The 26,687-nt window shown below is 62.9% G+C and carries 23 protein-coding genes; 10 read left to right on the plus strand and 13 right to left on the minus strand.

Features of this window, described 5'->3' with window-relative positions:
• Positions 1-2: 2 nt before the first annotated feature.
• The 6 genes from ABEH27_RS08240 to ABEH27_RS08265 form a co-directional block, all read right to left on the minus strand.
• Positions 3-1,310, minus strand: coding sequence for an OprD family porin (locus tag ABEH27_RS08240; RefSeq protein WP_346613086.1), 1,308 nt, complete (start codon positions 1,308-1,310; stop codon positions 3-5).
• Between the two features lie 72 nt (positions 1,311-1,382).
• Complete coding sequence (locus ABEH27_RS08245; RefSeq protein WP_346613087.1) at positions 1,383-2,708, minus strand: MFS transporter; 1,326 nt, start codon at positions 2,706-2,708, stop codon at positions 1,383-1,385.
• A gap of 139 nt (positions 2,709-2,847) precedes the next feature.
• Positions 2,848-4,074 carry a Zn-dependent hydrolase gene (locus ABEH27_RS08250; protein WP_346613088.1) on the minus strand — a complete coding sequence of 409 codons (1,227 nt, stop codon included), beginning with the start codon at positions 4,072-4,074 and terminating at the stop codon, positions 2,848-2,850.
• Between the two features lie 28 nt (positions 4,075-4,102).
• Positions 4,103-5,032 carry a glyoxylate/hydroxypyruvate reductase A gene (locus tag ABEH27_RS08255; RefSeq protein ID WP_346613089.1) on the minus strand — a complete coding sequence of 310 codons (930 nt, stop codon included), beginning with the start codon at positions 5,030-5,032 and terminating at the stop codon, positions 4,103-4,105.
• Complete coding sequence (locus tag ABEH27_RS08260) at positions 5,029-5,784, minus strand: class II aldolase/adducin family protein (RefSeq protein ID WP_346613090.1); 756 nt, start codon at positions 5,782-5,784, stop codon at positions 5,029-5,031. Before ABEH27_RS08260 ends, ABEH27_RS08255 begins: the two co-directional genes overlap by 4 nt.
• A 13-nt stretch (positions 5,785-5,797) precedes the next feature.
• A complete protein-coding gene (locus ABEH27_RS08265; protein WP_346613091.1) occupies positions 5,798-7,093 on the minus strand; it encodes an MFS transporter in 1,296 nt (431 codons plus the stop codon).
• 155 nt (positions 7,094-7,248) lie between these two features.
• On the opposite strand from ABEH27_RS08265, the gene ABEH27_RS08270 reads away from it, so the two are divergent.
• A complete protein-coding gene (locus tag ABEH27_RS08270) occupies positions 7,249-8,226 on the plus strand; it encodes a LysR family transcriptional regulator (RefSeq protein WP_346613092.1) in 978 nt (325 codons plus the stop codon).
• Here the strand turns inward: ABEH27_RS08270 and ABEH27_RS08275 are convergent, their stop codons facing one another.
• Entirely contained in the window at positions 8,227-9,084 is an 858-nt protein-coding gene (locus ABEH27_RS08275; protein WP_346613093.1) for a LysR family transcriptional regulator, read from the minus strand.
• A gap of 94 nt (positions 9,085-9,178) precedes the next feature.
• On the opposite strand from ABEH27_RS08275, the gene ABEH27_RS08280 reads away from it, so the two are divergent.
• From ABEH27_RS08280 to ABEH27_RS08305, 6 genes are all read left to right on the plus strand, one after another.
• Positions 9,179-9,610: a multidrug/biocide efflux PACE transporter gene (locus ABEH27_RS08280; protein WP_346613094.1), complete on the plus strand. Its 432-nt coding sequence runs from the start codon at positions 9,179-9,181 to the stop codon at positions 9,608-9,610.
• Between the two features lie 88 nt (positions 9,611-9,698).
• Entirely contained in the window at positions 9,699-10,592 is an 894-nt protein-coding gene (locus tag ABEH27_RS08285) for a PA4780 family RIO1-like protein kinase (protein WP_346613095.1), read from the plus strand.
• A gap of 235 nt (positions 10,593-10,827) precedes the next feature.
• Positions 10,828-11,802 (plus strand): porphobilinogen synthase, encoded by a 975-nt coding sequence (gene hemB / locus ABEH27_RS08290; protein WP_346613096.1) that lies wholly within the window; start codon positions 10,828-10,830, stop codon positions 11,800-11,802.
• A 91-nt stretch (positions 11,803-11,893) separates the two neighbouring features.
• Positions 11,894-13,396 carry a glycine betaine/L-proline transporter ProP gene (gene proP, locus ABEH27_RS08295; RefSeq protein WP_346613097.1) on the plus strand — a complete coding sequence of 501 codons (1,503 nt, stop codon included), beginning with the start codon at positions 11,894-11,896 and terminating at the stop codon, positions 13,394-13,396.
• A gap of 33 nt (positions 13,397-13,429) precedes the next feature.
• The gene (gene gcvA, locus ABEH27_RS08300) at positions 13,430-14,317 is read left to right on the plus strand and encodes a transcriptional regulator GcvA (RefSeq protein WP_346613098.1); all 888 of its coding nucleotides are present in this window, start codon (positions 13,430-13,432) and stop codon (positions 14,315-14,317) included.
• 112 nt (positions 14,318-14,429) lie between these two features.
• Positions 14,430-15,134, plus strand: coding sequence for an SDR family oxidoreductase (locus ABEH27_RS08305; RefSeq protein ID WP_346613099.1), 705 nt, complete (start codon positions 14,430-14,432; stop codon positions 15,132-15,134).
• 247 nt (positions 15,135-15,381) lie between these two features.
• Here ABEH27_RS08305 and ABEH27_RS08310 read toward each other — a convergent pair whose 3' ends face one another.
• The 3 genes from ABEH27_RS08310 to ABEH27_RS08320 form a co-directional block, all read right to left on the minus strand.
• Positions 15,382-16,011, minus strand: coding sequence for a riboflavin synthase subunit alpha (locus ABEH27_RS08310; protein WP_346613100.1), 630 nt, complete (start codon positions 16,009-16,011; stop codon positions 15,382-15,384).
• Positions 16,012-16,241: 230 nt separating this feature from the next.
• Complete coding sequence (gene treS / locus ABEH27_RS08315) at positions 16,242-18,308, minus strand: maltose alpha-D-glucosyltransferase (RefSeq protein ID WP_346613101.1); 2,067 nt, start codon at positions 18,306-18,308, stop codon at positions 16,242-16,244.
• A 100-nt stretch (positions 18,309-18,408) separates the two neighbouring features.
• Positions 18,409-19,326, minus strand: a complete 918-nt coding sequence (locus ABEH27_RS08320) for a LysR family transcriptional regulator (RefSeq protein ID WP_346613102.1) — start codon at positions 19,324-19,326, stop codon at positions 18,409-18,411.
• Positions 19,327-19,445: 119 nt separating this feature from the next.
• Here ABEH27_RS08320 and ABEH27_RS08325 point away from each other — a divergent pair, with 119 nt between their 5' ends.
• The 3 genes from ABEH27_RS08325 to ABEH27_RS08335 all read left to right on the plus strand — a co-directional run bounded on the left by ABEH27_RS08325 (position 19,446) and on the right by ABEH27_RS08335 (position 22,152).
• Positions 19,446-20,204, plus strand: a complete 759-nt coding sequence (locus ABEH27_RS08325; protein WP_346613103.1) for a 5-oxoprolinase subunit PxpA — start codon at positions 19,446-19,448, stop codon at positions 20,202-20,204.
• A 92-nt stretch (positions 20,205-20,296) separates the two neighbouring features.
• Positions 20,297-21,184 carry an allophanate hydrolase subunit 1 gene (locus ABEH27_RS08330; RefSeq protein WP_346613104.1) on the plus strand — a complete coding sequence of 296 codons (888 nt, stop codon included), beginning with the start codon at positions 20,297-20,299 and terminating at the stop codon, positions 21,182-21,184.
• Positions 21,181-22,152: a biotin-dependent carboxyltransferase family protein gene (locus ABEH27_RS08335; RefSeq protein WP_346613105.1), complete on the plus strand. Its 972-nt coding sequence runs from the start codon at positions 21,181-21,183 to the stop codon at positions 22,150-22,152. The genes ABEH27_RS08330 and ABEH27_RS08335 overlap by 4 nt, the downstream gene beginning before the upstream one ends.
• 100 nt (positions 22,153-22,252) lie before the next feature.
• Here ABEH27_RS08335 and ABEH27_RS08340 read toward each other — a convergent pair whose 3' ends face one another.
• The 3 genes from ABEH27_RS08340 to ABEH27_RS08350 all read right to left on the minus strand — a co-directional run bounded on the left by ABEH27_RS08340 (position 22,253) and on the right by ABEH27_RS08350 (position 26,644).
• Positions 22,253-24,421 (minus strand): TonB-dependent siderophore receptor, encoded by a 2,169-nt coding sequence (locus tag ABEH27_RS08340; protein ID WP_346613106.1) that lies wholly within the window; start codon positions 24,419-24,421, stop codon positions 22,253-22,255.
• A gap of 169 nt (positions 24,422-24,590) precedes the next feature.
• The gene (locus tag ABEH27_RS08345) at positions 24,591-25,433 is read right to left on the minus strand and encodes a TIGR03915 family putative DNA repair protein (RefSeq protein WP_346613107.1); all 843 of its coding nucleotides are present in this window, start codon (positions 25,431-25,433) and stop codon (positions 24,591-24,593) included.
• Complete coding sequence (locus ABEH27_RS08350) at positions 25,424-26,644, minus strand: putative DNA modification/repair radical SAM protein (RefSeq protein ID WP_346613108.1); 1,221 nt, start codon at positions 26,642-26,644, stop codon at positions 25,424-25,426. Before ABEH27_RS08350 ends, ABEH27_RS08345 begins: the two co-directional genes overlap by 10 nt.
• Positions 26,645-26,687 lie beyond the last annotated feature (43 nt).

A 26,687-nucleotide genomic window follows, 5' to 3' on the forward strand; every position in this document is an offset into this window, starting at 1 on the left:
AATCAGAAAAGCGCCAGGGTGTAGCTGACGATGAGTCGGTTCTGTTCCTGGTTGGGGTCGATTTCGGAGTGCAGCAACCCGTGGCGCCAAGCCAGGCCGAGGCCTTTGAGCGCACCGGCCTGCACGACATAGTCCAGGCCGATATCCCGCTCCCATTCGCTCGCGTCATTTGCGCTGGTGGTGCGGATGTCGTCACCCTTGAGGTACATCAGGGAGAACTTCAGGCCAGGTACGCCGGCAGCGGCGAAGTCGTAGCTGTACTGGGCGAACGCGGTACGTTCGCCTGCTCGGTTGAAGCTCGCGAGCATCCGGTCGGTGTAGAGGTAGACACTGGCACCCCCTGCGCCCTTGCCGCTGAGGGAGCCCTGATTCGGCTGGACGAAGTTGCTTGCATCCGACACCTCCTGATAGCCGCCCATCAGCGCGTGGCCCTGGACGGAATAGGTCAGCGCGGCGCTCCAGGTGTGGTTATCGATCTTGCCGTCACCGTCCTCGGTGTAGCCCCCCACGCGGTACCCACTTGCACGACCAGCAGCGGAGTCGTTGGCTCCATCGGCGACGGTGCGGAAGTAACGCAGATCAGTCCGCAGCGATTGGCCTTCGGGGAGCGCAAGCGTGTGGGTGAGGCCTACGAAGTGCTGGGTGTAATAGTCCTCGAGGTTGGCAACGTAGTATTGCGCCGTGAGTTGCTTGCCGAGCCGGTAGTCGCCACCCGCGAACAGGAACTGGTCGCTCTCACGGGAACCTCCCGCTACCGCCAATCCAGTGCGGTCACTGGAGGCGCGACCCGTGGCACGGTTCAGGCGCCCGCCAGTTAGCGTCAGGCCATCCAGGTCGGTGGAGGTGATCTGCGCCCCCTCGAACGTTTGGGGCAGCAGGCGACCATCGTTGTAGGTCAGCACCGGAAGCTTGGGCATCAGCGTGCCGTATCGCAATTCGGTGTTGGCGACTTTCAGCTTGGGTGTCAGGCCCAGGCGGCTCCACTGTTGAGCCGCGCCCGAGCCGTCATCGGGGATCATGCTGCTGCCACGGTGGCGACCATCCCCGCTATCAAGCGTCACGCCCATCAATCCCAAAGCATCCAAGCCTATGCCTATTGGGCCATTGGTATAGCCAGATTTGAAATCGAGTACGAACGCTTGTGCCCATTCCTCGGTTTTGCTCTGGCCAAGGCTGCCAGCTTGATCGCGGAAATCGTTGTTGAAGTAGAAATTTCGCAGACCAAGATTTGCATGGCTGTCTGCCACCAGGTCAGCCTGAGCGAAAGGAGAGAGGGCGAATACGCCGGCACTCATCAGGTAGTTTTTCATCGTGAAAACTCTACAAACGGAACTGGGAAGCGCCCGCTCCAAAGGCGAGCATTTCGGGGGTACGGCACGGACTTACTGCCGTGCTTGATCGATATCCCGTTCGAAGGTCTCGGTGAGTAGCAGTAGAGCGATCAGAGAGACTGCTGCCGAGCCGATCATGTACCACGCAATCGATGAGCCGGTGCCAGTCCAAGACAGCAACGCGGTGGTGACCAGAGGGGTAGCGGCACTCCCCAGCAGGCCGGAAAGCATGTAGCTGATCGAAAGCCCTGAATACCTCACTCGAGTGCCGAACAGCTCGGCAAGGAAGGTGGCGATGGGGCCGTAGTTGGCCGCAAATGCAGTCATCATCAGGAAGTAGCCGGCGAAGGCCAGGCCCAACACTTTGGTGTCCATCAGCCAGAACATTGGGAAGGCCACGAGTGCCTCAGCGATGATCCCGCCGATGATGATCGGCTTACGTCCGATCCGGTCGGAGAGTGACCCAAAGAACGGGAGCATGCCGATACAGGCTGCACAGGAAACCAGCACCACCGTGAGCATTTCGCCCCGTGTGAAGCCCAAGGTCTGGGTGCCGTAGGTGAGCCCGAAGGCCACAATGAGGTTGTAGGAGGTGCCAGTGGACATGGTTGCCACGCCACCCAGGACAACCTGTTTCCAGTATTTGCGGAACACTTCGAAGAGAGGCACTTTGACCTGGGTGCCTTTGTTCTCTACTGCTTTGAACGACGGCGTTTCATGGATGTTCAGGCGGATGTACAAGCCCAGTCCGATCAGCAGAACACTGAGCAGGAATGGGACACGCCATCCCCAATCCAGCAGCTGTTCGTTGCTCAGCGTTGTGGCGAACATCAGGAATACGAGATTGGCCAGCATCGTACCCGCCGGTACGCCGATCTGAACCCACGAGCCGTACAGCCCACGCTGATGTTTTGGCGCGTGCTCCACGGCCATCAGCACAGCGCCGCCCCATTCCCCACCCAGGGCCAGGCCCTGGATAATTCGCAATGTCAGCAACATGATCGGCGCCCAGATGCCCACCGACTCGTAGCTTGGCAGCAGGCCGATGGCGAATGTGGCCGCACCCATGGTCAGCAGCGAGATCAGCAGCATCGATTTACGTCCCAGGCGGTCACCGAAGTGACCGAACAGTGCGGCACCAATCATGCGTGCACCATAGGCTGAAGCAAAGGTGCCGAAAGCGAGGAGGGTGCCTACCAGGGGATCAAAGCCTGGGAAGAAGATCTTGTTGAATACCAGGGCCGAGGCCGTGGCGAAAAGGAACAGGTCATACCACTCAACGGTGGTGCCGATCACACTGGCGACCGCGACTTTTTTCATGTCGGCGGTGCGTTGTGGTTGCGCGCTGGCAACCTCGGTGTACGCAGGGCTGGTCATTGCCATTTTCTCCCGAAAGATGGGTTCTGGTTGTTATTGGCAGCTGAAGATGGAGCGGCTATTTCTTGTTTTTGGGCAAAGCGTTCCCGTGGGCCCAGCTTTCTTGAATTGGCTGGGCGCCTGGGTGGATCTGGCTAAGTCAGCGCCGGTCGGCGCGGTTCAGCACGGCGTTGAGCAATACGTCGCAGCCCATGGTCACGTCGTTGGGCAAGGCGTCTTCGGCTTCGTTATGGCTCAGGCCGCCGACGCAGGGGATGAACACCATAGTGGTTGGGCAGTGACGGGCCAGGTGAATGGCGTCATGGCCGGCGCCGCTGACGATTGGCTGGTACGGGTAGCCCAGGCCTTCGATGGCTTCGCGTACTGCATCGATGCAGGCCGGGTCGAACGGCGTGGCCGGGCTCAGCCAGTGGCGGTCGATCTGGACTTGCAAGCCACGCTTGGTGGCGATCTGGTCGATGAGTGCACGGGCGCTGGCTTCCATGTCAGCGATGGCGGCGTCTTCGTGATGGCGAAGGTCGAGGGTAAACGCCACGTGGCCAGGGATGGTGTTGCGGGAAGAGCGGGCGATCTGCAATTGGCCAACGGTAACGAGACCTTTGGGTGCGAAGTCGCGTGACAGTTGTTCGAGTGCGGTGATCATTTCTCCCACGCCGAACAGGCAGTCGCGGCGCAAGGGCATGGGCGTGGTGCCAGCGTGAGCGGCCTGTCCACTGATCTCGATGTCCAGCCAGCAAATCGCTTGTCCACCCATCACCAGGCCTACGGGCAGGCCTGCATCTTCCAGGATTGGGCCTTGTTCGATATGTGCTTCGAAGTACGCGTCGAACTCACGGTCCAGAGCAAGCTCACCCGCATAGCCGGTTTGTTCCAACGCTTCGGCCACGCTGACGCCTTCAGCATCGCAGCTGGACAGCGCTTGGGCGAGGGGCAGCTCGCCCGTGAACACCGCGGAGCCGAGCATGGCAGGCGTAAAACGAGCGCCTTCTTCGTTCGTCCACACCGCAATTTCCAATGGGCGCTCAAGCTGCAGGCCTTTGTCCTGGAGGCTGCGTACCACTTCCAGGCCGGCAAGCACACCGTAGATGCCATCGAAGCGACCGCCCTTCGGTTGAGTGTCCAGATGGCTGCCCATGACCACAGGGGGCAGGGCGTCATTGCGGCCTGGCAGGCGGGCGAACAGGTTGCCGATCGCGTCGACATGGATGCTCATGCCGGCCTCGCGGCACCAGCTCGCGAACAGCTCGCGTCCATCTCGGTCTTCTTTCGACAGTGCCAGGCGGCAGTTGCCGCCCTTGGCAGTCGGGCCGACCTTGGCCATGTCCATGAGGCTGTCCCACAGCCGTGTGCCATTGCATGTATGCATGATGTGAGTCCTCAAACAGGCGGTGGGATCAGTATCCGAGCGCGGGGTCTACTTGGTTCAGGAGGGGTTCAGCGCAGGCCAGGCGCCGAGCGTTCTCGGCCACTTGCTGGGCAATGCAGTCGTGAGACGCGCATGAGGCCATGTGGGGTGTGACGACGATGCCCGGCGTGCTCCAGAGGCGGCTGTCCAATGGCAGCGGTTCTTTTTCGAACACATCCAGCAGCGCACCGCGCAGTCGGCCACTGTTGATGGCGTTGACCAGGTCATCCACCTGCACGTGCTGCCCGCGTCCGCAGTTGATCACTGCCGCGTTCGGCGCCAAGGCTTCAAAGGTTTTCTGGCAGAGAATGCCGCGAGTGGCATCGGTCAACGGCAGCAGGTTGATCAACAGGTCGAGGCCATCCAGGAATTGATCGAACGCCCCAGCGCCTGCGAATGTGCGCACGCCGTTCAGCTGCCTGGCACTCCTCGACCAACCTCGGACCGCATATCCGGCCTCGGCCAACTCGCCGGCAATGGCGCCTCCCAGGGAACCGAGCCCCATCACACCGATGCGGTATTCGGCAGCGAGGCGTTGGGGATGACGTTGCCATACCTGCTGCTGTTGTTGGGCAAGTGCTCGGTCGAAGTCCCGGTGGTAGTGGATGACCGCCCAGCGTACATACTCCGCCATTCCTTGCCGGTGAGCCGGATCTACGACTCTGCACACCGGCAATGCTGGCTGGCTCGAGTCGTTGGCCAGGTGATCAACACCAGCAGCCACCGAGTGGATCAGCTTGAGGTTGGGCAAGGCACTGAGGCTGCCTGCGGGAGGGAACCAGCACGCGGCTACCTGTGCCTCCTGGGCAGCGGGATCGTTGGCCAGCACCACGTGTAGCTGGGGAGCGCTGCGCGCGAAGGCAGACTGCAGTTGGCCCAGAAGTGCTTGGTCGGTTGAAAGCAATACCAGCGGCTTCATGAGCAGTACGACTCGCGTTGCTGTTCGATCAAGGTCAAGGCAGCGTCCCAGCTCAGGCTGATGATTTGCGCAGACTCGTCGCGTTGGAACTGTGCGGCGGTGTGGCGGCACACTTCTTCGCTGGGGTAGATGAGCTTGCTGCCGCCGGCCAATGCTTGCACTTGCGCCTGGCAGGCGCGTTCCAGGAAGTGAATCTCGTGGAAGGCCTCGGCAACACTGGCGCCGCCGGCCAGCAGGCCATGGTTGCGCAGGATCATCGCTTTGTGGGTGCCAAGGTCGGCGATCAGGCGCTCACGCTCATCCAGGGACAGGGCGATGCCCTCGTATTGGTGGTACGCCAGCTTTTCGTAGAACTTCAATGCATGCTGGCTGATCGGCAACAACCCGTGCTCCTGGGCCGAGACGGCGATTCCGGCGGCGGTATGGGTGTGGATCACGCAGTGCATGTCCGGTCGTGCCATGTGAATCGCTGAGTGGATCACGAAGCCAGCAGCGTTCACCCGGCGCTCGCCATTGGCCTGGTCGACGACATTGCCATGTTGGTCGATGCGTACCAGGTCGCTGGCACGCATCCGGTCGAATATCACCCCGTATTGGTTGATCAGGAAGTGATGCTCAGGCCCAGGAATACGCAGGGTGATATGGGTGTCGATCAAGTCGGTCATGCGAAAGTGCGCAACCATTCGGTACAGCGCGGCCAGTTCGCAGCGTGCCTGCCATTCGACATCGCTGATGTTGTGCGGCTTGCTCATGAAAACTCCTGATTTAACGAGCGATGGCGGGGATGGGTTGCTGCTGCTCGCCACGTAGGCGAGAGAGACCACAGACGCCGATCAAGGAAAGCGTGGAGAGTGCGGTGAAGAACACGGCGAGTGGCAGCCACTGGCCGGCGAAGCGGTCGGCCAGCAGGGTGCCGATGATCGGCGTGCTGCCCCCGGCGATGGCGCAAATCAACTGGTAGGCCAGAGAGATCCCGGAATAGCGCAGGTGGGCAGGGAAGGCTTGGGTCATGTAGCCGGCGATCACCGCATACAAAGCCGAGAGCGTGACAACTGCCATGGCGATACCGGCTGTCATCAGCACCAGGTTCTGGGTGCCGACCAGCATGAACATGGGGTAGGGCACAGCCATGCACAGCAGGGCTACCAGTTTGAGGAAGCGGCCTTCGCCGATGCGTTCAGCCAGCAGCGCGGCCAGTGGCTGGGTCAAGAACTGCAGGATGGTCACCAGGAACAGGCAGTCGAGGATGGTTGCTCGAGGGATACCCTGATAGGTGGTCACGTAGGTGATCATGAAGGTGTTGGTGAAGAAGAAGCCTGCGGAGCCGATGGTTACTGCGAGGGCGGAAAAGAGGATCTGCCTCCAGCAGTCACGCACCACTTCCAGCACCGGGTATTTGACGACTTCTTGCTTGGCCTTGGCGGCTTGGAACTCAGGGCTCTCTTCTACGCCGAATCGAATTGCCAGGCCAACCAGCATCAACACGCCACTGGCCAGGAACGGCAGGCGCCAACCCCAGCTGAGGAACTCTTCGGGTTCCAATGTAGACACCAGGCGGAACGCGATGAGAGCAAGGAGTAAGCCTGCTGGGCTACCGAGCTGAGCGAATGACGCGTAGAACACTTTGCGTTTGGCCGGAGCATGTTCACTGGCCATCAGGACGGCACCACCCCACTCACCACCGACGGAGATCCCCTGGACAATGCGCAGGGCAATCAGCCCGATGGGTGCCCAGATGCCAGCGCTGGCGTAGCTGGGCAGTAGGCCAATGCCCGTGGTGGCCAGGCCCATGAGAACCATGGTGACCAGCAACATTTTCTTGCGGCCCAGACGGTCACCCAAGTGGCCGAAGACCATGCCTGCCAACGGACGCGCAACGAATCCCACTGCGAAGGTGCCAAATGCCGCCAAGGTGCTGAGCAAGGGGTTGCTGCTCGGGAAGAACACTTGACCCAGCACGAGCGCAGCCGCCGTGGCATAGATGTAGAAGTCGTAGAACTCGATGGTGGTGCCGACAAATGCGGCAGCCGCCGCACGACGCGGCTGTTTTGACGTATGCATGCAAGGCCCTTCTTGGAGTTATAGGCAGGTGGGCAGGTTTGGCTAAGCCGGTCGCGCTCTGTTGGCGCTTTCGAGATTTATCGCCTTGGGCCTATGATTAGTCAATTTGCTAATTCTTATCCGTCGTATTAGCACCGCTACTAATAGGTCACTTAATGAATCCACCAACTTCACGATCTGATGCTTTGGTCAACAAATGGGAAGGGCGTCGATTCTTGAACGACCGCCTGGACTGGAACCTGCTGCGTACCTACCTTGCGATTGGCCAAGAGGGCAGCATCAGCAGAGCTGCAGCCAGGTTGCACGTGACCCAGTCTGCGGTTAGTCAGGCGCTGAGGCGTCTGGAAGAGCAGCTCGGCTGCGCGCTCATTCTCCGAGGTGGTCCGCGTTTTGACCTTACGGCTGCCGGGGAGGAAGTGTTGCGCATTGCCATCGATATTTATGGGGATGTATCGCGCATCAGCGCCGCGGTGGAAAAGGAAAGCGATGACGTAGTAGGCAAGGTGCGAGTGCTGAGCGTCAGTCGGGTGCAGTCACAGCTCTACGACGATTTCCTGGGCGATTTCCACGAGGCGCATCCACGTGTAGAACTGGAAATCGATGTCATGCGCAGCGCCGATATCATCAGCTCTTTGCTGCAGAAAACGGCCACAGCCGGCGTCGGCCTGTGTCGCATTCCGCAGCCCAAGCTCGAGCAGCGTCTACTTGTCAGCCAGCGTTATGCGTTCTTCTGTGGCGTGCGGCATCGATTATTTGGGCGCAGCGATGTGACGCTCGAGTCGCTTCGTGGGGAGAATTTCGTGAGTTTTGTCAGCGACCAGTTGGGCGGCAACCTGTCGCCGCTTGCGATGTTCCGTGACCAGCATGGGTTCACCGGGCGCATCGTTGCATCGTCTCCTAGCGTAGAGGAAGTTCAGCGGCTGGTTTGTGCGGGGTACGGAGTAGGCTGCATGCCTGAACACCTCCTCCATGAAGATGTGGAAAAGGGGCTGCTGTGGCGGTTGCCGCCTGCAGAAGGCATCGTCAACGCAGATTTGCACTTGCTCTGGAACAGGGAGCAGAGGATGACCATGGCCGAGACGGTGTTCCTGGAAAGCTTCCAGCATTGTCTAGCTCAGGCCTTGCTTGCCTGATCAGGTGTGCTCGAGCAGTTGCTGCACCAGCCACTGCCCAGCCGGCCCCAGCGGGTGGCCGCGTGACCAGACCACATCCATGGCGACGCGCCGTGGGTAACCCGCCACTGGCAATTCCACCAGGCCACTGCCGAAGCGCGACACCAGCGCCCTGGGCAGCTCGGCCCAGCCAAAGCCGCGCACGGCGAATTCCAGCAAGGTCAGGTAGTCGGGCGCCGACCAGGCCTGGCCGCGCCCGCGGTGCAGGCTGGGGGCGTAAGTCCGGATATACAGCTGGCGCTCGTTCTCCAGGTGCTGCGGTTGCACTGCCGCCAGCGTGGCCAGCGGGTGCCCGGTGCCGACATACAGCGCAAACTCCGCCTGCTCTGGCAGGCGTGCCACGGCCACGTCGGCCGGGTACTGCGCTTGTGCGGCGAGGATGCCGATGTGCGCCATGTCCTGCTGGATCATGTCGATCACGTCGGCGTCTTCGGCTGGCCCGCAGCGCAGCTCGGTGTGCGGGTAGCTGGCGGCGAAGCGGCTTATCACCGCGCCCTGGAACGTCACGCTGTAGCTGTCGGACATCACCACCGACACCAGTGGCTCGACCTGACCGGCCAGGCGCACTGCCAAGGCATCCAGCCTGGCGCTGGCATCGAGGATCGCCTCGACGTGGCCCAGCACCTGGCGGCCCGCTGCGTTGAGCGTAGGGTGGCGGCCTGCGCGGTCGAACAGCGGGCAACCCACATCCGCCTCGAAGTTGGCGATGGCAATGCTGATGGTCGACTGGCTCTTGCGCAATTTGCGCGCCGCAGCGGAGAACGAGCCGAGGGCGGCGGCTTCGACAAAGGCAACGAGGGCTTCGGGCGAGTAGCGCATAGGTATTGATAAAACCGATAGGTGCTATGTGGTGAGTATCAGTTCCATCAAAGAAAATGTGAAGCACGAGGTCATTATCTGGATGGAATTTGTCATGAAAAAAGCCGCTTTCACCGAACGTCTGGTGCATGCCATTGGCTACGAAGTCTTTGCCGTGCTGCTGTGTGCGCCGCTGTTGTCGTGGATCATGGGCAAGTCGCTGGCCACCGCCGGTAGCCTGGCAGTCACGCTTTCGCTGATCGCCATGGCCTGGAACATGGCTTACAACGCGCTGGTCGACCGCTTCGTGGTGACCCCGCGCATCCAGTGGAAGGCGTTATCGCGTTTCGTTCACGGTTTGGGCTTCGAGGCAGGGCTGGTGGTGTGGTGCCTGCCAGTGGCGGCCTGGATGCTCGAGATTTCGCTGTGGCAGGCGTTCATGGTCGAGCTGGGCTTCTTCGTGATCATTCTGCCCTACACGGTGGTCTACAACTGGGCGTTCGACCGTGCTCGGTACATGATCGAGCAGCGGCGGGCAGCCGCCTGAGCAGACAAACGAGCAAGTCGCATCAGGCTGTGAGAGGATGTCCGCCAACCCAGCCATAAGGCCAGACAGGACCCCGAACACAAGCCTGATGAAGACGCCAAAACGAATCGAACCGCTGATTGAAGACGGACTGGTCGACGAAGTACTGCGACCCTTGATGAGCGGCAAGGAAGCTGCCGTCTACGTGGTGCGTTGCGGCGCCCAGGTACGTTGCGCCAAGGTCTACAAAGAGGCCAACAAACGCAGTTTCCGCCAGGCCGCCGAGTACCAGGAGGGCCGCAAGGTGCGCAATAGTCGCCAGGCCCGGGCCATGGCCAAGGGCAGCAAGTACGGCCGCAAAGAGGCCGAGGATGCCTGGCAGAACGCCGAAGTGGCGGCGCTGTTCCGCCTGGCCAGTGCCGGGGTGCGGGTGCCCAAACCGTTCGACTTCCAGGACGGCGTGCTGCTGATGGAGCTGGTGACCGACGCCGACGGCGACGCCGCGCCACGCCTGAACGACGTGCACCTGGAGGCCGAGGAGGCGCGTGAGTACCACGCCTTCGTCATTCGCCAGATCGTGCTGATGCTGTGTGCCGGGCTGGTGCATGGCGACCTGTCGGAATTCAATGTGTTGCTGGGCCCTGACGGCCCGGTGATCATCGACCTGCCGCAGGCGGTGGATGCCGCCGGCAACAACCATGCGTTCAGCATGCTGCAGCGCGACGTGGCGAACATGGCCCACTATTTCGGGCGCTTTGCCCCGGAGCTGAAAGACACCCGCTATGCCCAGGAAATGTGGGCGCTGTACGAGGCGGGTGAGTTGCGTGCCGACAGCCCGTTGACCGGCGAATTCGCCGATGACGAGCATGAAGCGGACGTGGGTGGGGTCATGCGCGAGATCGAAGCGGCGCGCTTGGATGATGCCCGCCGCCGCGCTGCCCTGGCTGAAGCCGAGCATGGGCCGGTGAAGGCTGAAGAACCACCGCCGCCTTGGTTGCAGTAATGGAGTGGCGGTACTGGCCTCATCGCCGGCAAGCCGGCTCCCACAGGATGGACTGACCCAGGATTCGGCAGCGCTGCGCTCCCTTGTGGGAGCCGGCTTGCCGGCGATGAGGCCAGATTGGCCACTGCATATCCCGGCTATTACCCCCCGCGCAAGACACAATCTCGTCACCCAGCCTTTTCACTGGCGCACAACAGGCATATGGTGTACGCCGTCCGTATTCCCTGGAGCTGTCATGTCCAACATCTTCCCTTCCGTTCGCCCCCGCCGTCTGCGTCAGAACGAGTCCCTGCGCACGATCTTCCAGGAGACCGAGTTCCGCCTCGAAGACCTGATCCTGCCGATCTTCGTCGAAGAAGGCATCGACGACTTCGTGCCGATCTCCAGCATGCCCGGGGTCAACCGCATCCCTGAAAAACTGCTGGCCCAGGAAATCGAGCGCTACGCCCGTGCCGGCATCAAGTCGGTGATGACCTTCGGCGTTTCGCACAACCTGGATGCTACCGGCAGCGACACCTGGAACGAGAATGGCCTGGTGGCGCGCATGGCGCGCATCTGCAAGGACAGCGTGCCCGAAATGGTGGTGATGTCCGACACCTGCTTCTGCGAATACACCAGCCACGGCCACTGCGGCGTGCTGCACGACCATGGCGTGGACAACGACGCCACCCTGGCCAACCTGGGCAAGCAGGCAGTGATCGCGGCAGCGGCCGGTGCCGACTTCATCGCGCCGTCGGCGGCGATGGACGGGCAGGTCCAGGCGATCCGCGGTGCACTGGATGCCGCAGGCTTCCACGACACGGCGATCATGGCCTATTCCACCAAGTTCGCGTCGTCGCTCTACGGCCCGTTCCGTGAGGCCGGCGGCACTGTGCTCAAAGGTGACCGCAAGGCTTACCAGATGAACCCGATGAACCGCCGCGAAGCCGTGCGCGAGTCGCTGCTCGACGAGCAGGAAGGGGCCGATGTGCTGATGGTCAAGCCGGCCGGTGCCTACCTCGACGTGATCGCCGACATCCGTGCGGCTTCGCGCCTGCCGCTGGCGGCGTACCAGGTAAGCGGCGAGTACGCGATGATCAAGTTCGGCGGCCTGGCCGGTGCCATCGATGAAGGGCGTGTGGTGCGTGAAAGCATCGGTGCGATCAAGCGTGCCGGTGCCGACCTGATCCTGACGTACTTCGCCATGGACCTGGCGCAACAAGGGATCTGACGCTAAAAGCAGCAAGAAATCGCTTTGCGTGGAATTATTTTGTGTCCCTGTGTATCTGATGCCAAAGAGCCACAGCTACAGGGACACTGGAATGAAATCACGCAAGAAAAGCGTCAAGCCGATCGGCTTGAAAGACATCACCATCGTCGACGACGCCAAGATGCGCAAGGCGATCACCGCTGCGGCGCTGGGCAATGCCATGGAGTGGTTCGACTTCGGCGTCTACGGCTTCGTCGCCTATGCCCTGGGCAAGGTGTTTTTCCCCAACGCTGACCCCAGCGTGCAGATGATCGCGGCCTTGGCCACCTTCTCGGTACCGTTTCTGATCCGCCCGCTGGGCGGGTTGTTCTTCGGTGCCTTGGGCGACAAGTTCGGCCGGCAGAAGATCCTTGCCGCGACCATCGTGATCATGTCGCTGAGCACCTTCGCCATCGGCCTGATACCGTCCTACGCCTCCATTGGCATCTGGGCGCCGATCCTGCTGCTGTTGGCGAAAATGGCCCAGGGCTTCTCGGTAGGCGGCGAATACACCGGCGCTTCGATCTTCGTCGCCGAATACGCCCCGGACCGCAAGCGCGGCTTCCTGGGTAGCTGGCTGGACTTCGGCTCGATCGCAGGCTTCGTGCTGGGCGCGGGCGTGGTGGTGTTGATTTCCACCATACTCGGCGAGGAGAAGTTCCTCGAATGGGGCTGGCGCCTGCCGTTCTTCCTGGCATTGCCGCTCGGCATCATCGGCCTCTACCTGCGCCATGCGCTGGAGGAAACACCAGCGTTCCAGCAGCATGTCGAGAAGCTTGAACAGGGCGACCGCGAAGGCCTGGCCTCGGGGCCCAAGGTGTCGTTCAAGGAGGTTGCCACCCAGCACTGGCGCGGCCTGGTGACCTGCATCGGCGTGGTGATCGCCACCAACGTCACCTACTACATGCTGCTCACCTACATGCCCAGCTACCTGTCGCACAACCTGCACTACAGCGAAGACCACGGCGTGCTGATTATCATCGCGATCATGGTCGGCATGCTGTTCGTGCAGCCAATCATCGGCCTGCTCAGCGACAAATGGGGCCGTCGCCCGTTCATCATGGTCGGCAGCGTAGGCCTGTTCGTCCTGGCCATCCCTGCGTTCATGCTGATCAACAGTGGCGTGCTGGGGGTGATCTTCGCCGGGTTGCTGATCATTGCGGTGATGCTCAACTTCTTCATTGGCGTGATGGCGTCGACGCTGCCAGCGATGTTCCCCACGCACATTCGTTACAGCGCCTTGGCCAGCGCCTTCAACATTTCGGTGCTGATCGCCGGCCTGACCCCGACCCTCACCGCGTGGCTGGTGGAAACTACCGGCGACCTGTACATGCCGGCCTACTACCTGATGGTGATTGCTGCAATCGGCCTGATCACCGGCGTGACCATGAAAGAGACCGCCAACAAGCCGCTGCGCGGTGCCGCACCTGCCGCTTCGGACATAGAAGAGGCCCGCGAGCTGTTGCAGGAGCACCACGACAACATCGAGCAGAAGATCGAGGACATCGACGAGCAGATTGCCGAGCTTGAGGCCAAGCGCAAGTTGCTGGTGCAGCAGCACCCCCGCATCGATTAAGGTGGGGGTCTGTTCTCTCAGTAGATTATCTATATGGCCGAGGGTTTTTCCGCGCTGCCGCCGCTCAATGGCTTGCGGGTATTCGAGGTGGTGGCGCGGCACCTCAACTTTCGCCTGGCGGCGCAGGAGCTTGGCGTCACCCAGGCGGCGGTGGCGCAGCAGGTTCGCGGGCTGGAGGCCAACCTTGGGATCAAGCTGTTCGAGCGGCTGCCCCGTGGCCTTGGCCTTACGGGTGCCGGCCAGCGTTATAGCAGCGATATCCGCAGCGCCTTCGCCCTGATCAGCAGTGCCACCCAGGCACTCAGGCCCGACGGCGCGCAGCTGACCATCAGCGTTACCCCGACCTTTGCGGCGAAGTGGCTGATCCCTCGGCTGTCGTCATTCGCCGAGCAACACCCCGGCATCGACCTGCAGGTGCTGGCCACCGACCGCCTTTCACAGTTTCGCCCGGAGGGCGTGGACATTGCCGTGCGCTACGGGCGGCCGCCGTTTGGCCCGGCGCTGAATACCGAGCTGTTTCTGCAGCAGCGCATCGTGGCGGTCGCCAGCCCGTCTTTGTTGCAGGCACAGGGGGAACCTGCGGATCTTCAGCAATTGCAGCGTTATACCTTGCTGCACGACGCCCACAATTTCTGGCCCGACTTCATCAGCGAAGTATTTCTGCAGCCGCTGCAGGCATCTGCGCGCAATGTGCGTTTCAACCAGACGGCGTTGGCAATCGACGCGGCCATTGATGGGCAAGGGTTGGCGCTGGCCAGTTATCATTTCGTGCAGCGCGATATCGCGGCGGGGCGCCTGGCGCTGGCGTTCGACCACGAGCTCAGCCTGGACCAGGCGTTCTACCTGGTGTGGCCGCGCACTGCCTATCAGCCCCCGGCACTGGACACTGTGCGTGCCTGGTTGCTTCAACAGGCGTCTTAGTCAGTAGTTTTTCTATCGAGTGTTTGAAGGTTTGCTGCCTCTCTCGAGGCGGGAACCGGGTGCTAGTCTGGGCCCATCACTCATTCAGAATAACGTTCGACCGGGAGGCTTCATGGCTATCGAAAAAGTAGCAATCGTGATCGCAGGTGGCAGTGGCATGGGCGCAGCAGCGGCGCGGCGCCTGGCTGCCGACGGCTTCAAGGTCGGCATCTTGTCGTCGTCGGGCAAGGGCGAGGCGCTGGCGCACGAGTTGGGCGGTATCGGCGTAACCGGCAGCAACCAGTCCAATGACGATATCAAGCGCCTGGTCGATGCTGTGGTGGCCAAGTGGGGCCGTATCGATGTACTGGTCAACAGCGCAGGCCACGGCCCGCGTGCGCCGATCCTGGAAATCAGCGACGAAGACTGGCATCAGGGCATGGAAACCTACCTGCTCAATGTCATCCGCCCGACCCGCCTGGTGACGCCGATCATGCAGCGTCAGCAGGGCGGGGTGGTCATCAACATTTCCACCGCCTGGGCGTTCGAGCCCAGCGAGATGTTCCCCACTTCGGCCGTGTTCCGCGCGGGCCTGGCGGCGTTCAGCAAGATTTTCGCCGACAAGTACGCCGCCGAGAATATCCGCATCAACAACGTGCTGCCGGGCTGGATCGACAGCCTGCCGGCCACCGACGCGCGCCGCGACAGTGTGCCGCTCAAGCGCTATGGCACCTGTGAGGAAATCGCCGCGACCGTGGCCTTCCTCGCCAGCGATGGCGCGGCGTACATCACTGGGCAGAACATCAAGGTCGACGGTGGCATTACCCGCAGCATCTGAGGTTGCCTGGCCAGGCCTCATCGCCGGCAAGCCGGCTCCCACAGGGGGTGCGGCGCTGCAGAAGCTGTGGCCGGCAATTCGGCTCCCATAGAACAAACGCTAACTTACTGATTTGGCGGGGGCCCTGTAGGAGCGGCTTCAGCCGCGAACACCGGCGAAGCCGGTGCCATCCACCGCAGCGCCTGCTTCGCGGCTGAAGCCGCTCCCACAGGGTACGCGGCGCGCTCGCGGGCTTTGATGAAGCCGTTCAGGGCAACAACTTTTCCCGGGCGAGGGTGCCTTTGAGGGTGCGCTCCACCACATCGACCAGCACCATGGTCTGGTGGTCGACTTCGATGTTGATCAGCTCGCCAGCTTTGTAGTTGGCGAAGGTGGTCTGGCGCAGGGTCTCGGGGATCAGGTTGATGGTGATCAGCGTGTCGTCCACCTCGGCCACGGTGAGGCTGCAGCCGTTGACGCCGAGGAAGCCACGGGGGAACACGTACTTGGCCCACTCCGGCGGCATACGGAACTGGATGAAGGCGCCGGTTTCCTTGATCGAGAGCTCGACGATCTCGGCGGTGGAGGCAATGTGGCCGGCCATCAGGTGCCCGCCGATCTCCGCGTTCATCTTCGCTGACCGCTCGATGTTGACGCCCTGGCCGGCCTTGAAAAAGCGCAGGTTGGTGCGTTCCAGGGTGGCGGTCATGGCATCGAATTTCACCTGGGTGCCATCGATTTCAGTGACCGACAGGCAGGTGCCTTCAACACTGACGCTCGCGCCGATCTTCAGCTCTTCGAGCAGCTCCGGGGTGAGGTCGATGGTGAACTGGTTGTGGCCCGGGTAGGTGTTTACCGCAAGCAGAGGGCGAACGGCCTGGACGATGCCGGTGTACATGGATGGGCTCCTGGCGTGGAAAATGATTGCCCGGAAACTATGCCGGTAAGGCCAGGAATGCAAGCTGTGGCACCCGCAACGCCATCCCTGTGGGAGCCGCCTTGCAGGGGCGGGTCGGCAAGGGCCGCAAAGCGGCCCCCGTTTCTGCGGCGCCGCAATTAGTGTCGGGCCTCTGCGCGGCCCCGCCGGGACACAAGGCCGCCCCTACAATAACCGTGGTGTCAGGGTGTTCATACATGCCCACTGCTGTTCACGATCCTCAGGCACAGGGCTTCATAGGGGTCCAGGTTGACCACCAGCCGCCCATCCTCGGTCAGGTCGCCCTCGACCGTCTCGTTGATCATGTCCACCACCGTCCCCGGTGTGAAGCCGGTCAGCACCAGCTCTTCGGCGATCACCTCCTGGCCAAAGTTCAGCGCGCTGATCTGAATGCCGCGCCCGGCCGGCAGTTCGTGCACCATCACCAGCAACCCGGGGCTGCTGACCTCGGGTACCAGCACCTGGCGGCTGGCAGCGATACCGTAAGCCTGGCGCACGGCGAGCAGTTTTTTCACTTTGCTGGCGAACGAATCAGGGTTTTCCAGCTGGCTGTCCAGGCTGCCGTACAGCGAGCGCGCCCGCGGCATGCCGCGCACCGACGCTTCGGCCTGCGGGTCGAGCCCGGCCAGGTCATAAGCGCCCCGGTGGATCCAGCGGGTATCGCCGTCGAGCATCCTCTCGGCCACCGCCTCGGCCGGTAGCGGCAGGGCACCTACCATGTCCCAGCCCGACAGCGCGACCACCCCGGGTTGCATGGCGTTGTACATCACCAGCAGCAAGTGCACCTTCTGGATCAGCTCGATATCCGCCGCGCCGATCTGTTCCAGGTCACGAATGCCCAGCGCCGCCGTGATCAGGCTGGCAGTGGTGCAGGAGATGCCATTGGTGACGAAGCGCAGGTTGTAGGGCGCATGCTCACCCGACAGGCGTTCATAGATTTCTTCGCGGATGTGCTCGCGCAGGATGTTGCCGGGCAGGGTCTGGCCCTTGAACAGGTACATGTCATGGGCATGCAGGGTCCAGAAGTGCACCAGCTCGACGGTGAGCTCGTCATGGTTCTGCAGCGCGTGGATCAACGACGCCGGGTCGATGCCCAGGCCATGCATTTCCTTGAGCATCAGCCGCAGGAATTCGGTGTCGCCGGTCAGCAGGGCATGCTGATAGGCGGGGCGGGTGATGAAGTCGTAGGACAGGTCGGCGCCGCCCTTGGACATCTGCGCGATGTCGTCCAGGGTGAGGTTCAGCTCCTGAAAACTGAAGCCACCGGCTTTGCGGATCATGCCGCCGATGATCTGGTTACCGACGATCGACAGCGGGTGGCTTTCCGACCAGGCAGTGCCGCTGGCGCGTGTTTCGACCCCGAGAAAGCCGTTCGCATCCAGGCGCAGGCCGCGCGCGCCCAGGCAGTCCAGCGCGTGCAGGGCATCGCCGATGATCATCTGCTGGGCGGCAAAGCTTGGGTCCAGCCAGTTGAGCGACGGTTGGCCCTCCTTGAAGTAGTGCAGGTACACCCAACGCCGGGTCTTGCCGTCGACGCCGGTGATGGGCGGCGTGGCGCTCCAGTCGGTTTCCTTGACCCCCGGCTCGAAGAAGATCACCCGTTGCAGCTGGCCGACGATGTAGTGGCGCGCCTTGAGCTCGTCGCACTGGGCCGGCAGCAGGTTGACCGCATCACGGCCTGGCGGCACCTCGGGCAGCAGCGGCCAGTCTTCCTCGCGGACCTCGACCATGTGGTAAAGCCCGGGGTAGGCGCCATGGGCCAGCTCGGCCAGGCGAAAATCGGCGCCCTTGCCGGTGTGCGAGGGGATCAGGTCGTCGATGGTCACGGCGTTGTGCGCCGCCGCCATGCGGCTCATCTGCACCAGCTCCTGTTCGTTGCCGTAGAGCGGGTCGATGTCGAAGCTGATGCGGTCGAAGTTGCCGTCCACGCTGGGCGTGAAATCGCGCCCGCTTACACCACCGGACTGCTTGATGGGGCCGGTATGTATGCCTTGCACACCAATCTCAGACAAGCGCTTCCACAAGGTTTCGTGGCCCAGGGCGCCGAGCACCGAGCAGCCTTCGGGGGCGATGATGGCGTCGGGGTAGACCGTCAGCCACACCGAAGCGATGTCGGTGGCGCGGCGCGGTTGCGCTTCGGCGTAGGGGTTGAGCCACAGGCGTGACTGGCCCGAGTACAGCCGGGCCCGCTCCTGCGAGGCCTTGAGCATGGAGCGCTCTTCGAGCCATTTGACGTATGACGGGTCGGGTGAAGTCATTTCGCGTCCTCTCTGCGTGTCGGCAACCGGCTCAAGGTATGACGATAGTGGACGCTGAACGTTCGGCTGAGGTTTTCCTGGCGGGCATTGTGCCGGGCTGCTATCGCCGGGCCGACAGCTGCTGCGGCGCCAGGAAGGCATCGTGGAAGTAGTTGCGCAGCGCCTGCATCGCCGGGCTGAACGCCCGCTCGCGGTGCCAGGCCAGGCCGACGCTCATGGGCGTGACCGGGTCGCTGATGGTCACGGTTTCGATGCGCTTGCCTTCCAGCGACCAGGGCCGGTGCACCAGGTCCGAGAGGATCGCCACGCCGCTGCCATTGGCGACCATGCTGCGCACCGCCTCGACCGAGCTGGTGCGTACACGCACGCTGGGGCGTTGCTTGGCCAGTTCCCAGTAACGCATGGCGCTTTGTTCGGCTTCGTCCACGGTGAGCAGGATGAACGGCTCGTGGGCGACGTCCGCCAGGCTCACCGCCGAGCGCTCGCACAGCGGGTGGTGGCTGGGCAGCCACAGCCGGCGTTCGGAGTTGAACAGGGTTTCGGAGACGATATCCGGGTGGGTGAGGTTGGCGGTCAGCACCACGGCCATGTCGAAGCGGCCTTCGAGCAGGCCTTGCTCGATGGCGCTGCGTTCTTGCTCGTGCACCTCCAGGGTCACGTCCGGGTGCCAGTGCTCCAGGCGTTGCAGGTGGTGCGGCAGAAAGTAGCCGAGCACCGTGTAGCTCGCTGCCAGGCGCAGCAGGCCGCTGGCGCGCACGTCGGGCAATGGGCTGTTCAGCGCATCGTCGACGCTGCGCAAGATCACGTAGGCGCGGTTCAGAAAGTGCCGCCCTGCGTCGGTCAGGCTCATGCCCTGGGGTGAGCGCTGGAACAACAGCGCGCCCAGCATGGCCTCCAGTTCCTTGATCGCCGTGGTCACTGCCGACTGGGAAATGTTGAGGTGGATCGCCGCTTGGGAGATCTGGCCGATTTCGGCGGTGGCGACAAAATAACGGACTTGGCGCAGGGTCAATGACACGAAGGCACTCCCGGGTATCTGATTTTCAGAAGATACCCTATCTGTTTATAGATCTTCCCAAGGGGTGGCATAGAATCTAACGTGGCCTGCACGCAGTCACAAGCACCAGGAGAGCAGGCATGCAGGCAGTAGACTTCAACTCGGACATGGGCGAGGGCTTTGGCCCGTGGACCATCGGCGACGGTGTCGACAATGAGCTGATGGCCTTTATCAGCTCGGCCAATATCGCCACCGGCTTTCATGCCGGTGACCCGGGCACCATGCGCCGCACGGTCGAGCGGGCCAAGGCGCTGGGCGTGGCGGTAGGCGCTCACCCAGGGTTCCGTGACCTGGTCGGTTTTGGCCGTCGGCACATCAACGCACCGGCCCAGGAACTGGTCGACGACATGCTCTACCAGCTCGGTGCGCTGCGTGAAATTGCCCGTGCGCAGGGCGTCAGCCTGCAGCACATCAAACCGCATGGCGCGCTGTACATGCACCTGGCCCGCGACGAAGAAGCCGCCCAGCTGTTGGTGCAGAACCTGCGGGTGATCGAGCCTGAACTGTTGCTGTACTGCATGCCTGGTTCGGTGATCTGCCGCGTTGCCCAGGCACTGGGCCAGCCGGTGGTGCGTGAGTTCTACGCCGACCGTGAATACGATTTGAGCGGCTCCATCGTGTTTACCCGCAATGTGCGTGGCTACGAGCCGCAGGCGGTCGCCGAGCGTGTGCTGCGCGCCTGCCGGGAAGGCGTGGTGCGTACGGTAGAAGGCCAGGACCTGGCCATCGAGTTCGATTCCATTTGCCTGCACAGCGATACCCCGGGTGCACTCTGCCTGGTCGAGGCCACGCGGGCGGCGCTGGACGCCGCAGGCATCGAGGTGTGCACACCCCGTTGAGTTTCATGGGCCGCCGATGCGCAGACACCGGTGCCACCGCACAGTATTGTTTTTGCCTGCCTTACGATAAAGATTCCAAAAAAGGAGCAGACATGGCCGAGCCGCTTGCCAGTACCCCGATCCGCTATAGCTTCGGTGCCGACGAGCACCTGTTCGCCGAGGTCAGCGACAGCATGTCGCTGCAGGCCTTCTTCAAGGGCATGGCCGTCACCCGTGCGGTTGAGCGCCTGGCCCTGGAGGGCGTGCTCGACATCTGCCTGGCCAACGCCTCGTTCCAGATCCGTTTCGACCCCGACCGCATCGCCCCTGATGCGCTGCTCGAAGCCGTACGCGGCGCCGAGGCCGAGGCGGTGGCCGAGCGCTCGTTGCACACGCGCATCATCGAGATTCCGGTGCTGTACAACGACCCCTGGACCCATGAAACCCTGATGCGCTTTCGCGACCGCCACCAGGACCCGAGCAGCACCGACCTGGAATACGCGGCGCGCATCAATGGCCTGGCCGACGTCGAGGCGTTCATCGCTGCGCACAGTGGTGCGCCATGGTTCGTGTCGATGGTCGGCTTCGTCGCCGGCTTGCCGTTCATGTTCCAGATGGTCGAGCGCGAGCGCCAGTTGCAGGTGCCCAAGTACCTGCGCCCGCGCACCGATACGCCGAAGCTGACCCTCGGCCATGGCGGTTGCTTCGGTTGCATCTATTCGGTGCGTGGGGCAGGGGGCTACCAGATGTTCGGTGTGACCCCAGCCCCTATCTACGACCCGCAGCAGACCCTGAACTACCTCAAGGCGCACATGGTGTTCTTCCGCCCGGGCGACATCGTGCAGTTCAAGCCCATCGATCGCCAGGCCTACGACCGGGCCGTGGCAGAGGTCGAGGAGGGCCGTTTCGACCTGCGCATTCGCGCGGTGGAGTTTTCCCTCGATGCATTTCTCGCCGACCCGGTCGGCTATCCCAAGTCGTTGCAGGAGGCGCTGGCATGATCAAGGTACGCAAACCTGGCCTGGCGACTTCGGTGCAGGACCTCGGCCGCGAAGGCTATTACCACCTCGGTATCCCGCCGTCCGGCGCGCTCGATCAGTACGCGTTGTGCGCCGCCAATCAGCTGGTTGGCAACCCGGCAGGTGCGGCCGGGATTGAGTGTGCGCTGGTAGGGCCGGAGTTGGAGTTCACCCAGGATGCCCTGGTGGCGGTGTGCGGCGCGCAGATGCCGGCGTTGCTCGATGGCCGTGAGCAGCGGCCTGATACCGCGTTTGCAGTCCGGGCTGGGCAAGTGCTGCGCTTGGGCTTTCCCACGGCTGGGGCGCGGGCCTACATTGCGGTGGCGGGCGGGATCGATGTGCCGCAGGTGCTGGGTAGCCGCTCTACATACGCATTGGGGGCGCTGGGTGGTTTCAATGGGCGCAAGCTGGTGGCCGGTGATGTGCTGCCGGTCGGCGTGCCCAGCGGCAAGACCCGGGCCGGTGCCAGCCTGCCCATGGCTTTGCGCCAGGCGTTGGGCGGCGAAGTGGTGTTGCGGGTGGTGCCGGGCTTGTACTTCCACCGCCTGACCGAGGCCGCAGCGAAGCGCTTCTTTACCGATGCCTGGACGGTCGGCTCCGAGGCCGACCGCATCGGCTACCGCTACCGCGGTGGCGGCGCGTTGAGCTTCCAGCCGCGTGAGCAGCCGTTTGGCGCAGGCTCGGACCCTTCCAACATCGTCGACAGCTGCTACCCGATTGGCTCGATCCAGGTACCGGCGGGGCTGGAGCCGATCATCCTGCACCGGGATGCGGTGTCGGGTGGGGGCTACGCCATGATCGGCACGGTGATCAGCGCTGACCTGGACTTGGTCGGGCAGATGCAGCCTAACCAGCAGGCGCGGTTTTTGCCGGTGAGCATGGAAGAGGCGCTTGAGGCGCGGCGGTCGTACAAGAAGAAGCTGGGGTATCTGGGCAGGTTGTTCAGCTGATTTGCCAGGCCAGCTGTTCCGGCCCCCACGGTATCCGCTGCGCTGCGGTCCCTGTGGGAGCCGGCTTGCCGGCGATGGGCTGCAGGGCAGCCCCTAGGTATTAGAAACTGTACTTGGCCGTCAGCATCATGTTGCGCGGTGCCCCCCAGGTGTCGCCGGCATAGCTCACCGAGTTGGCCACAGCCGAATAGAACTTGCGGTCGAACACGTTGTTGGCGTTGAGCTGCAAGTCCAGATGCTTGTTGACCTGATAACCGGCCATCAAGTCGGTAACCGCATACGAGCCCTGGATCAGGCGGTATTCGCTGCCATCGGCCACGGTGAAGTCGTTGTAGATGCGGCTCTGCCAGGCGATGTTGCCACCAATGCGCAATTTCTCCAGCGGGCCTTCGAAGCGGTAGGTGGTGGTCAGTTTGAACATGTGCTCCGGCGTATCGGTGTCGAAGCGCTGGTTCACGTTACCTGGGTTGGCGGCGTCCTTGATGGTGTGGGCACGGGCGTAGGTGTAGCCGGCACCGACTTGCCAGTTGCGGGTCAGCGCACCTTGCAGTTCCATGTCGATACCCTGGCTGCGCACTTCGCCGGAAGCGACGTAGCAGTTGGTCGGGTCGCTGCAGCTCGCCAGGTCCGTCTGCGAGACGGCGCGGTTTTCCTGATCGATACGGAACAGCGCCACGCTGGCGTTCAACGCGCCGTCGAAGTACTCGCCCTTCACGCCGATTTCGTAGTTCTTGCCGTCGATCGGCTTGACCGGGCTGCCGGAGGCGTCCTTGTAGCTCTGCGGGTTGAAGATGTCGCTGTAGCTGACGTACACCGAATGGTGATCGTCCAGGTCGTAGATCAGCCCGGCAAAGCGGGTGACATTGCGGGTGACCTTGTAGTCGGCGGTGGCGCTTTCCTTGTTGTCGTAGTCGTACCAGTCCAGGCGGCCGCCGAGGATCAGTTTCAGCGGGTCAGCCAGGCTCAGGCGGGTGGTCATGTACACGCCTTCCTGGGTGGTGACTTCGCGGGTGTTGCCGGTGTGCACGAAGTTCGGTTTGCCAGCATTGAGCGGCCAGTTCATGTCGTACGGGCTGTAGTCGCGCGTGTCCATGTCGTAGATGCGCTTGCTGGCGCCGACTACCAGCTCGTGGGTGCGGCCGAAGGCTTCGAACGGCCCGCTGACGAAGCCGTCGACGCCGGCCTGGTTTTCCTGGTGCTTGGACTGGTATGCGGTGCGCGACAGCGGCGCATTCAGCCCAGCCCAGCGCGACTGGTAAGAGCCGGTGAAGGTGGCGTCCTGCTGGGAATAGTTGGCGTTGACCTGCAGTTTCCAGTCATTGGCCAGGCGCTGGCGCACTTCAGCGAAGACGGTGTTGATCTCCTGGTCCTTGTTCTCCCAGTCGCTGCCCGGGTTGTAGGAGCGTGAGAAGCCCATGTGATGGCCGTCCAGCGCCGTGGGCATGGCGCCCCAGAAGTAATTGGTCTTGTCCTTCTGGTGGGACAAACCGAGGGTCAGCGTGGTGTCTTCCGACAAGTCCGCCTCGGTCACGGCGTAGAACAGGCCGTGGTCTTCTTCCACATCATCGATGTAACTGTTGGCATCGCGGTACGACGCCACCACTCGGCCGCGCAGGGTGCCGCTGTCGTTGAGCGGGCTGGAGGCATCGATTTCGCCGCGGTAGTTGTCCCAGCTGCCAGCGGCGCCGGTGAGGGTGACTTTCTGTTCAGCCAACGGGCGCTTGCGCACCAGGTTGATCGCCGCCGATGGGTTGCCGGAGCCGGTCACCAGGCCGGTGGCACCGCGCACGATCTCGACACGGTCGAACATGGCCAGGTTGGGCTGTGCCCCGACTGTCCAGCCTTGGTAGCCACTCGGGATGCCGTCGTACATCAAGTTGTCGATGTCGAAACCGCGCGAAGAATACGCCTGCCGCCCAGGGCCGTTGGAATAGTCGAGGTACAGCCCCGGCGTTGCCTTGACCACGTCGTTGATGCTGGTCATCGCCTGGTCGTCCATGCGCTGGCGGGTCATCACTGTCACCGCTTGAGGCGTTTCACGCAGGCTCAGCGGCAGCTTGGTGGCGGTGGACATGGAACCGGTGGTGTAGGACTGCGAGCCCTCGGTGGTGCTGCCCAGCTGGTTGGAGCTGATCTCTGTAGCGCCCAGTTCCAACGTAACGGGCTGGTCGTCTTCGGCCAGGGCCGGTGTGACGATGGCCATGCACACGGCCATGGCGAGCAGATTGCGAGCTGGGAGGGTGCGCGTGGGCGCGAAAGACGACGGCATGAGGGGCGGGTTCCTGTACTTGCTAAACGTTATTCAAAGTGTTTATGAGAACGATTAGCAATAAGTGTGTCAGGATTTGTCGCACCGTGAAAGTCTGGTATGCCAATTTTTTTACATTTTTTTCACATTCAGAGCGCGCAGTAGAGCAGCTGCGGTCAGCGGCACCCCTTCAGGGCGTCGGACGGGTGATCTGCTTGCCGCGCTGACCGGCGACTTCAACGGCCTGGCCATCGCGTTGCTTGCCCTGGCGCGCCAACCCCTCCAGCTGTGGGATCAGCATGCCCTCTGGCAAATGCCGCCAGAAGCGCCCGGGCATGTGCATGCGCAAGGCATCCGGGTTGAGGCGGGCAGGGTTGAAGGTATGGCGGTAGTAGGTGCGCCACAACTCCGCACCAGGATCATCGGCATTGCGCGCCCATTGGCGCCAATCTTCCGGGCAAACACGCCGATAATCGAAAGCCTGCCCATCAAAGCGAATGCCGTCCTGTGGGGTGGCGATCAACCAGCGCTGGCGCCCCAGGCGGTCTGCGAAATGTGCGCTGGCACTCTGCAGAATGTCATGGGCCGGGTCGTGGTAGGCCACCAGGTCAAGTTGCAACCGCTCTGCCAGTGCGCCCGGTAGCGGTACGAAACGAACGAAAGCGTGCAGGTGGTGCGCTTCTCGGCTGACTTGCTTGACGCGCCGGTGCAGTTCGCTGCCCAGACGGTCGCCGGCAAGCATCGCCGTGCGGTCGCCGTGGGCGACGCGCCAGAGCACTTCGTACAGCAGGTTCCAGCGTTGCTCGCCGCGGTAGCGAGCCGCCTGTTCCAGCAGGCTCAACAGCGCAGCCGGCACTTTGGCGCGAAACGGGCCGGGCCCGTCGGGCAGTGCCGTCGGCACTGCCAGCAGGTCGTCGATCGGGCCCTGTGCCCAGCTCACCTCGGCGGGGTCGATGCCATGGCCGAGCAGCGTGCGGGCCTGGTCGCGCCAGGTGGCGAACAGGTCGTGGCACTCGAGCGCGATCATCCCCACAAGCCCATTTGCATTGGCGCTTGCGGCTCACGCAGGCGCGCGCGCAGCAGGCCGCTGCGCAACTCCCCTTCGGCGGGGCGGTAGTCGCTGGTGATGATGAACGGCCGCGCCTTGTCGAGTACGCAACGCAGCTGGATCAGGTCGTCGTAGCGCACTCGCCGCTCGCGGCGCAGCGCTACCAGCCGTTGCACACTGCGCAGGCCGAGACCGGGGATGCGGGCCAGCAACGTAGCGTCGGCGCGGTTCACATCCAGTGGGAACACCTCACGGTTGGCCAGTGCCCAGGCGAGCTTGGGGTCGATGTCCAGCGCCAGGTTGCCTACCTCGCCAAGCAGCTCGCCGGCCTTGTAGCCATAGCCGCGCAACAGGAAGTCGGCCTGGTACAGCCGGTGCTCGCGCAGCAGCGGCGGGGCGGCCAGCGGCACGCTGCCAGGGCTGTCGGGGATCGGGCTGAAGGCCGAGTAATACACGCGCTTCAGGCCGTAGCCCTGGTACAGCGATTCGGCATTGCGCAGCAGTGTGCTGTCGTCGGTGGCATCGGCCCCGACGATGACCTGGGTGCTTTGCCCGGCCGGCGTGAAGCGCGGTGCTTTGGGTTCGCCTGCCACGGCTTGCTGGCCCCGATGAATAACGCCCATGGCCTGGCGAATGGTGTGCGCTTGTTTTTCCGGGGCCAGGCGCTTGAGGCTGGCGTCGGTGGGCAGTTCGATGTTGACACTGAGGCGGTCGGCCAGGCGCCCGGCTTCCTCGATCAGCAGCGGGTCGGCGTCTGGGATGGTCTTGAGGTGGATGTAGCCGCGAAAGTTGTGCTCCTCCCGCAGCAGGCGGGCGACGCGGATCAACTGCTCCATGGTGTAGTCGGCCGAGCGGATGATGCCGGAGCTGAGGAACAGGCCGCTGATGCAGTTGCGCCGGTAGAAATCCAGGGTCAGGCGCACCACCTCTTCAGGCGTGAAGCGCGCCCGCGGCACGTTGCTGGAGCGGCGGTTGACGCAGTACTGGCAGTCGTACAGGCAGAAGTTGGTCAACAGCACCTTGAGCAGCGACACGCAACGACCGTCGGGGGTGTAGCTGTGGCAGATGCCCATGCCATCGGTGGCGCCCAGGCCCTCGCTGCCGCGCGAGCTGCGTTTGGGCGCGCCGCTGCTGGCGCAGGACGCGTCGTACTTGGCGGCGTCGGCAAGAATCCCGAGCTTGGCGATAAGTTGCATGAGGCTGTCTCGCTGTACTGATTATTCATACAGTATTTTGAGA

The organism is Pseudomonas sp. P39-UII1, assembly GCF_039672635.1.
In the GTDB taxonomy this organism is placed as follows: Bacteria; Pseudomonadota; Gammaproteobacteria; order Pseudomonadales; family Pseudomonadaceae; genus Aquipseudomonas.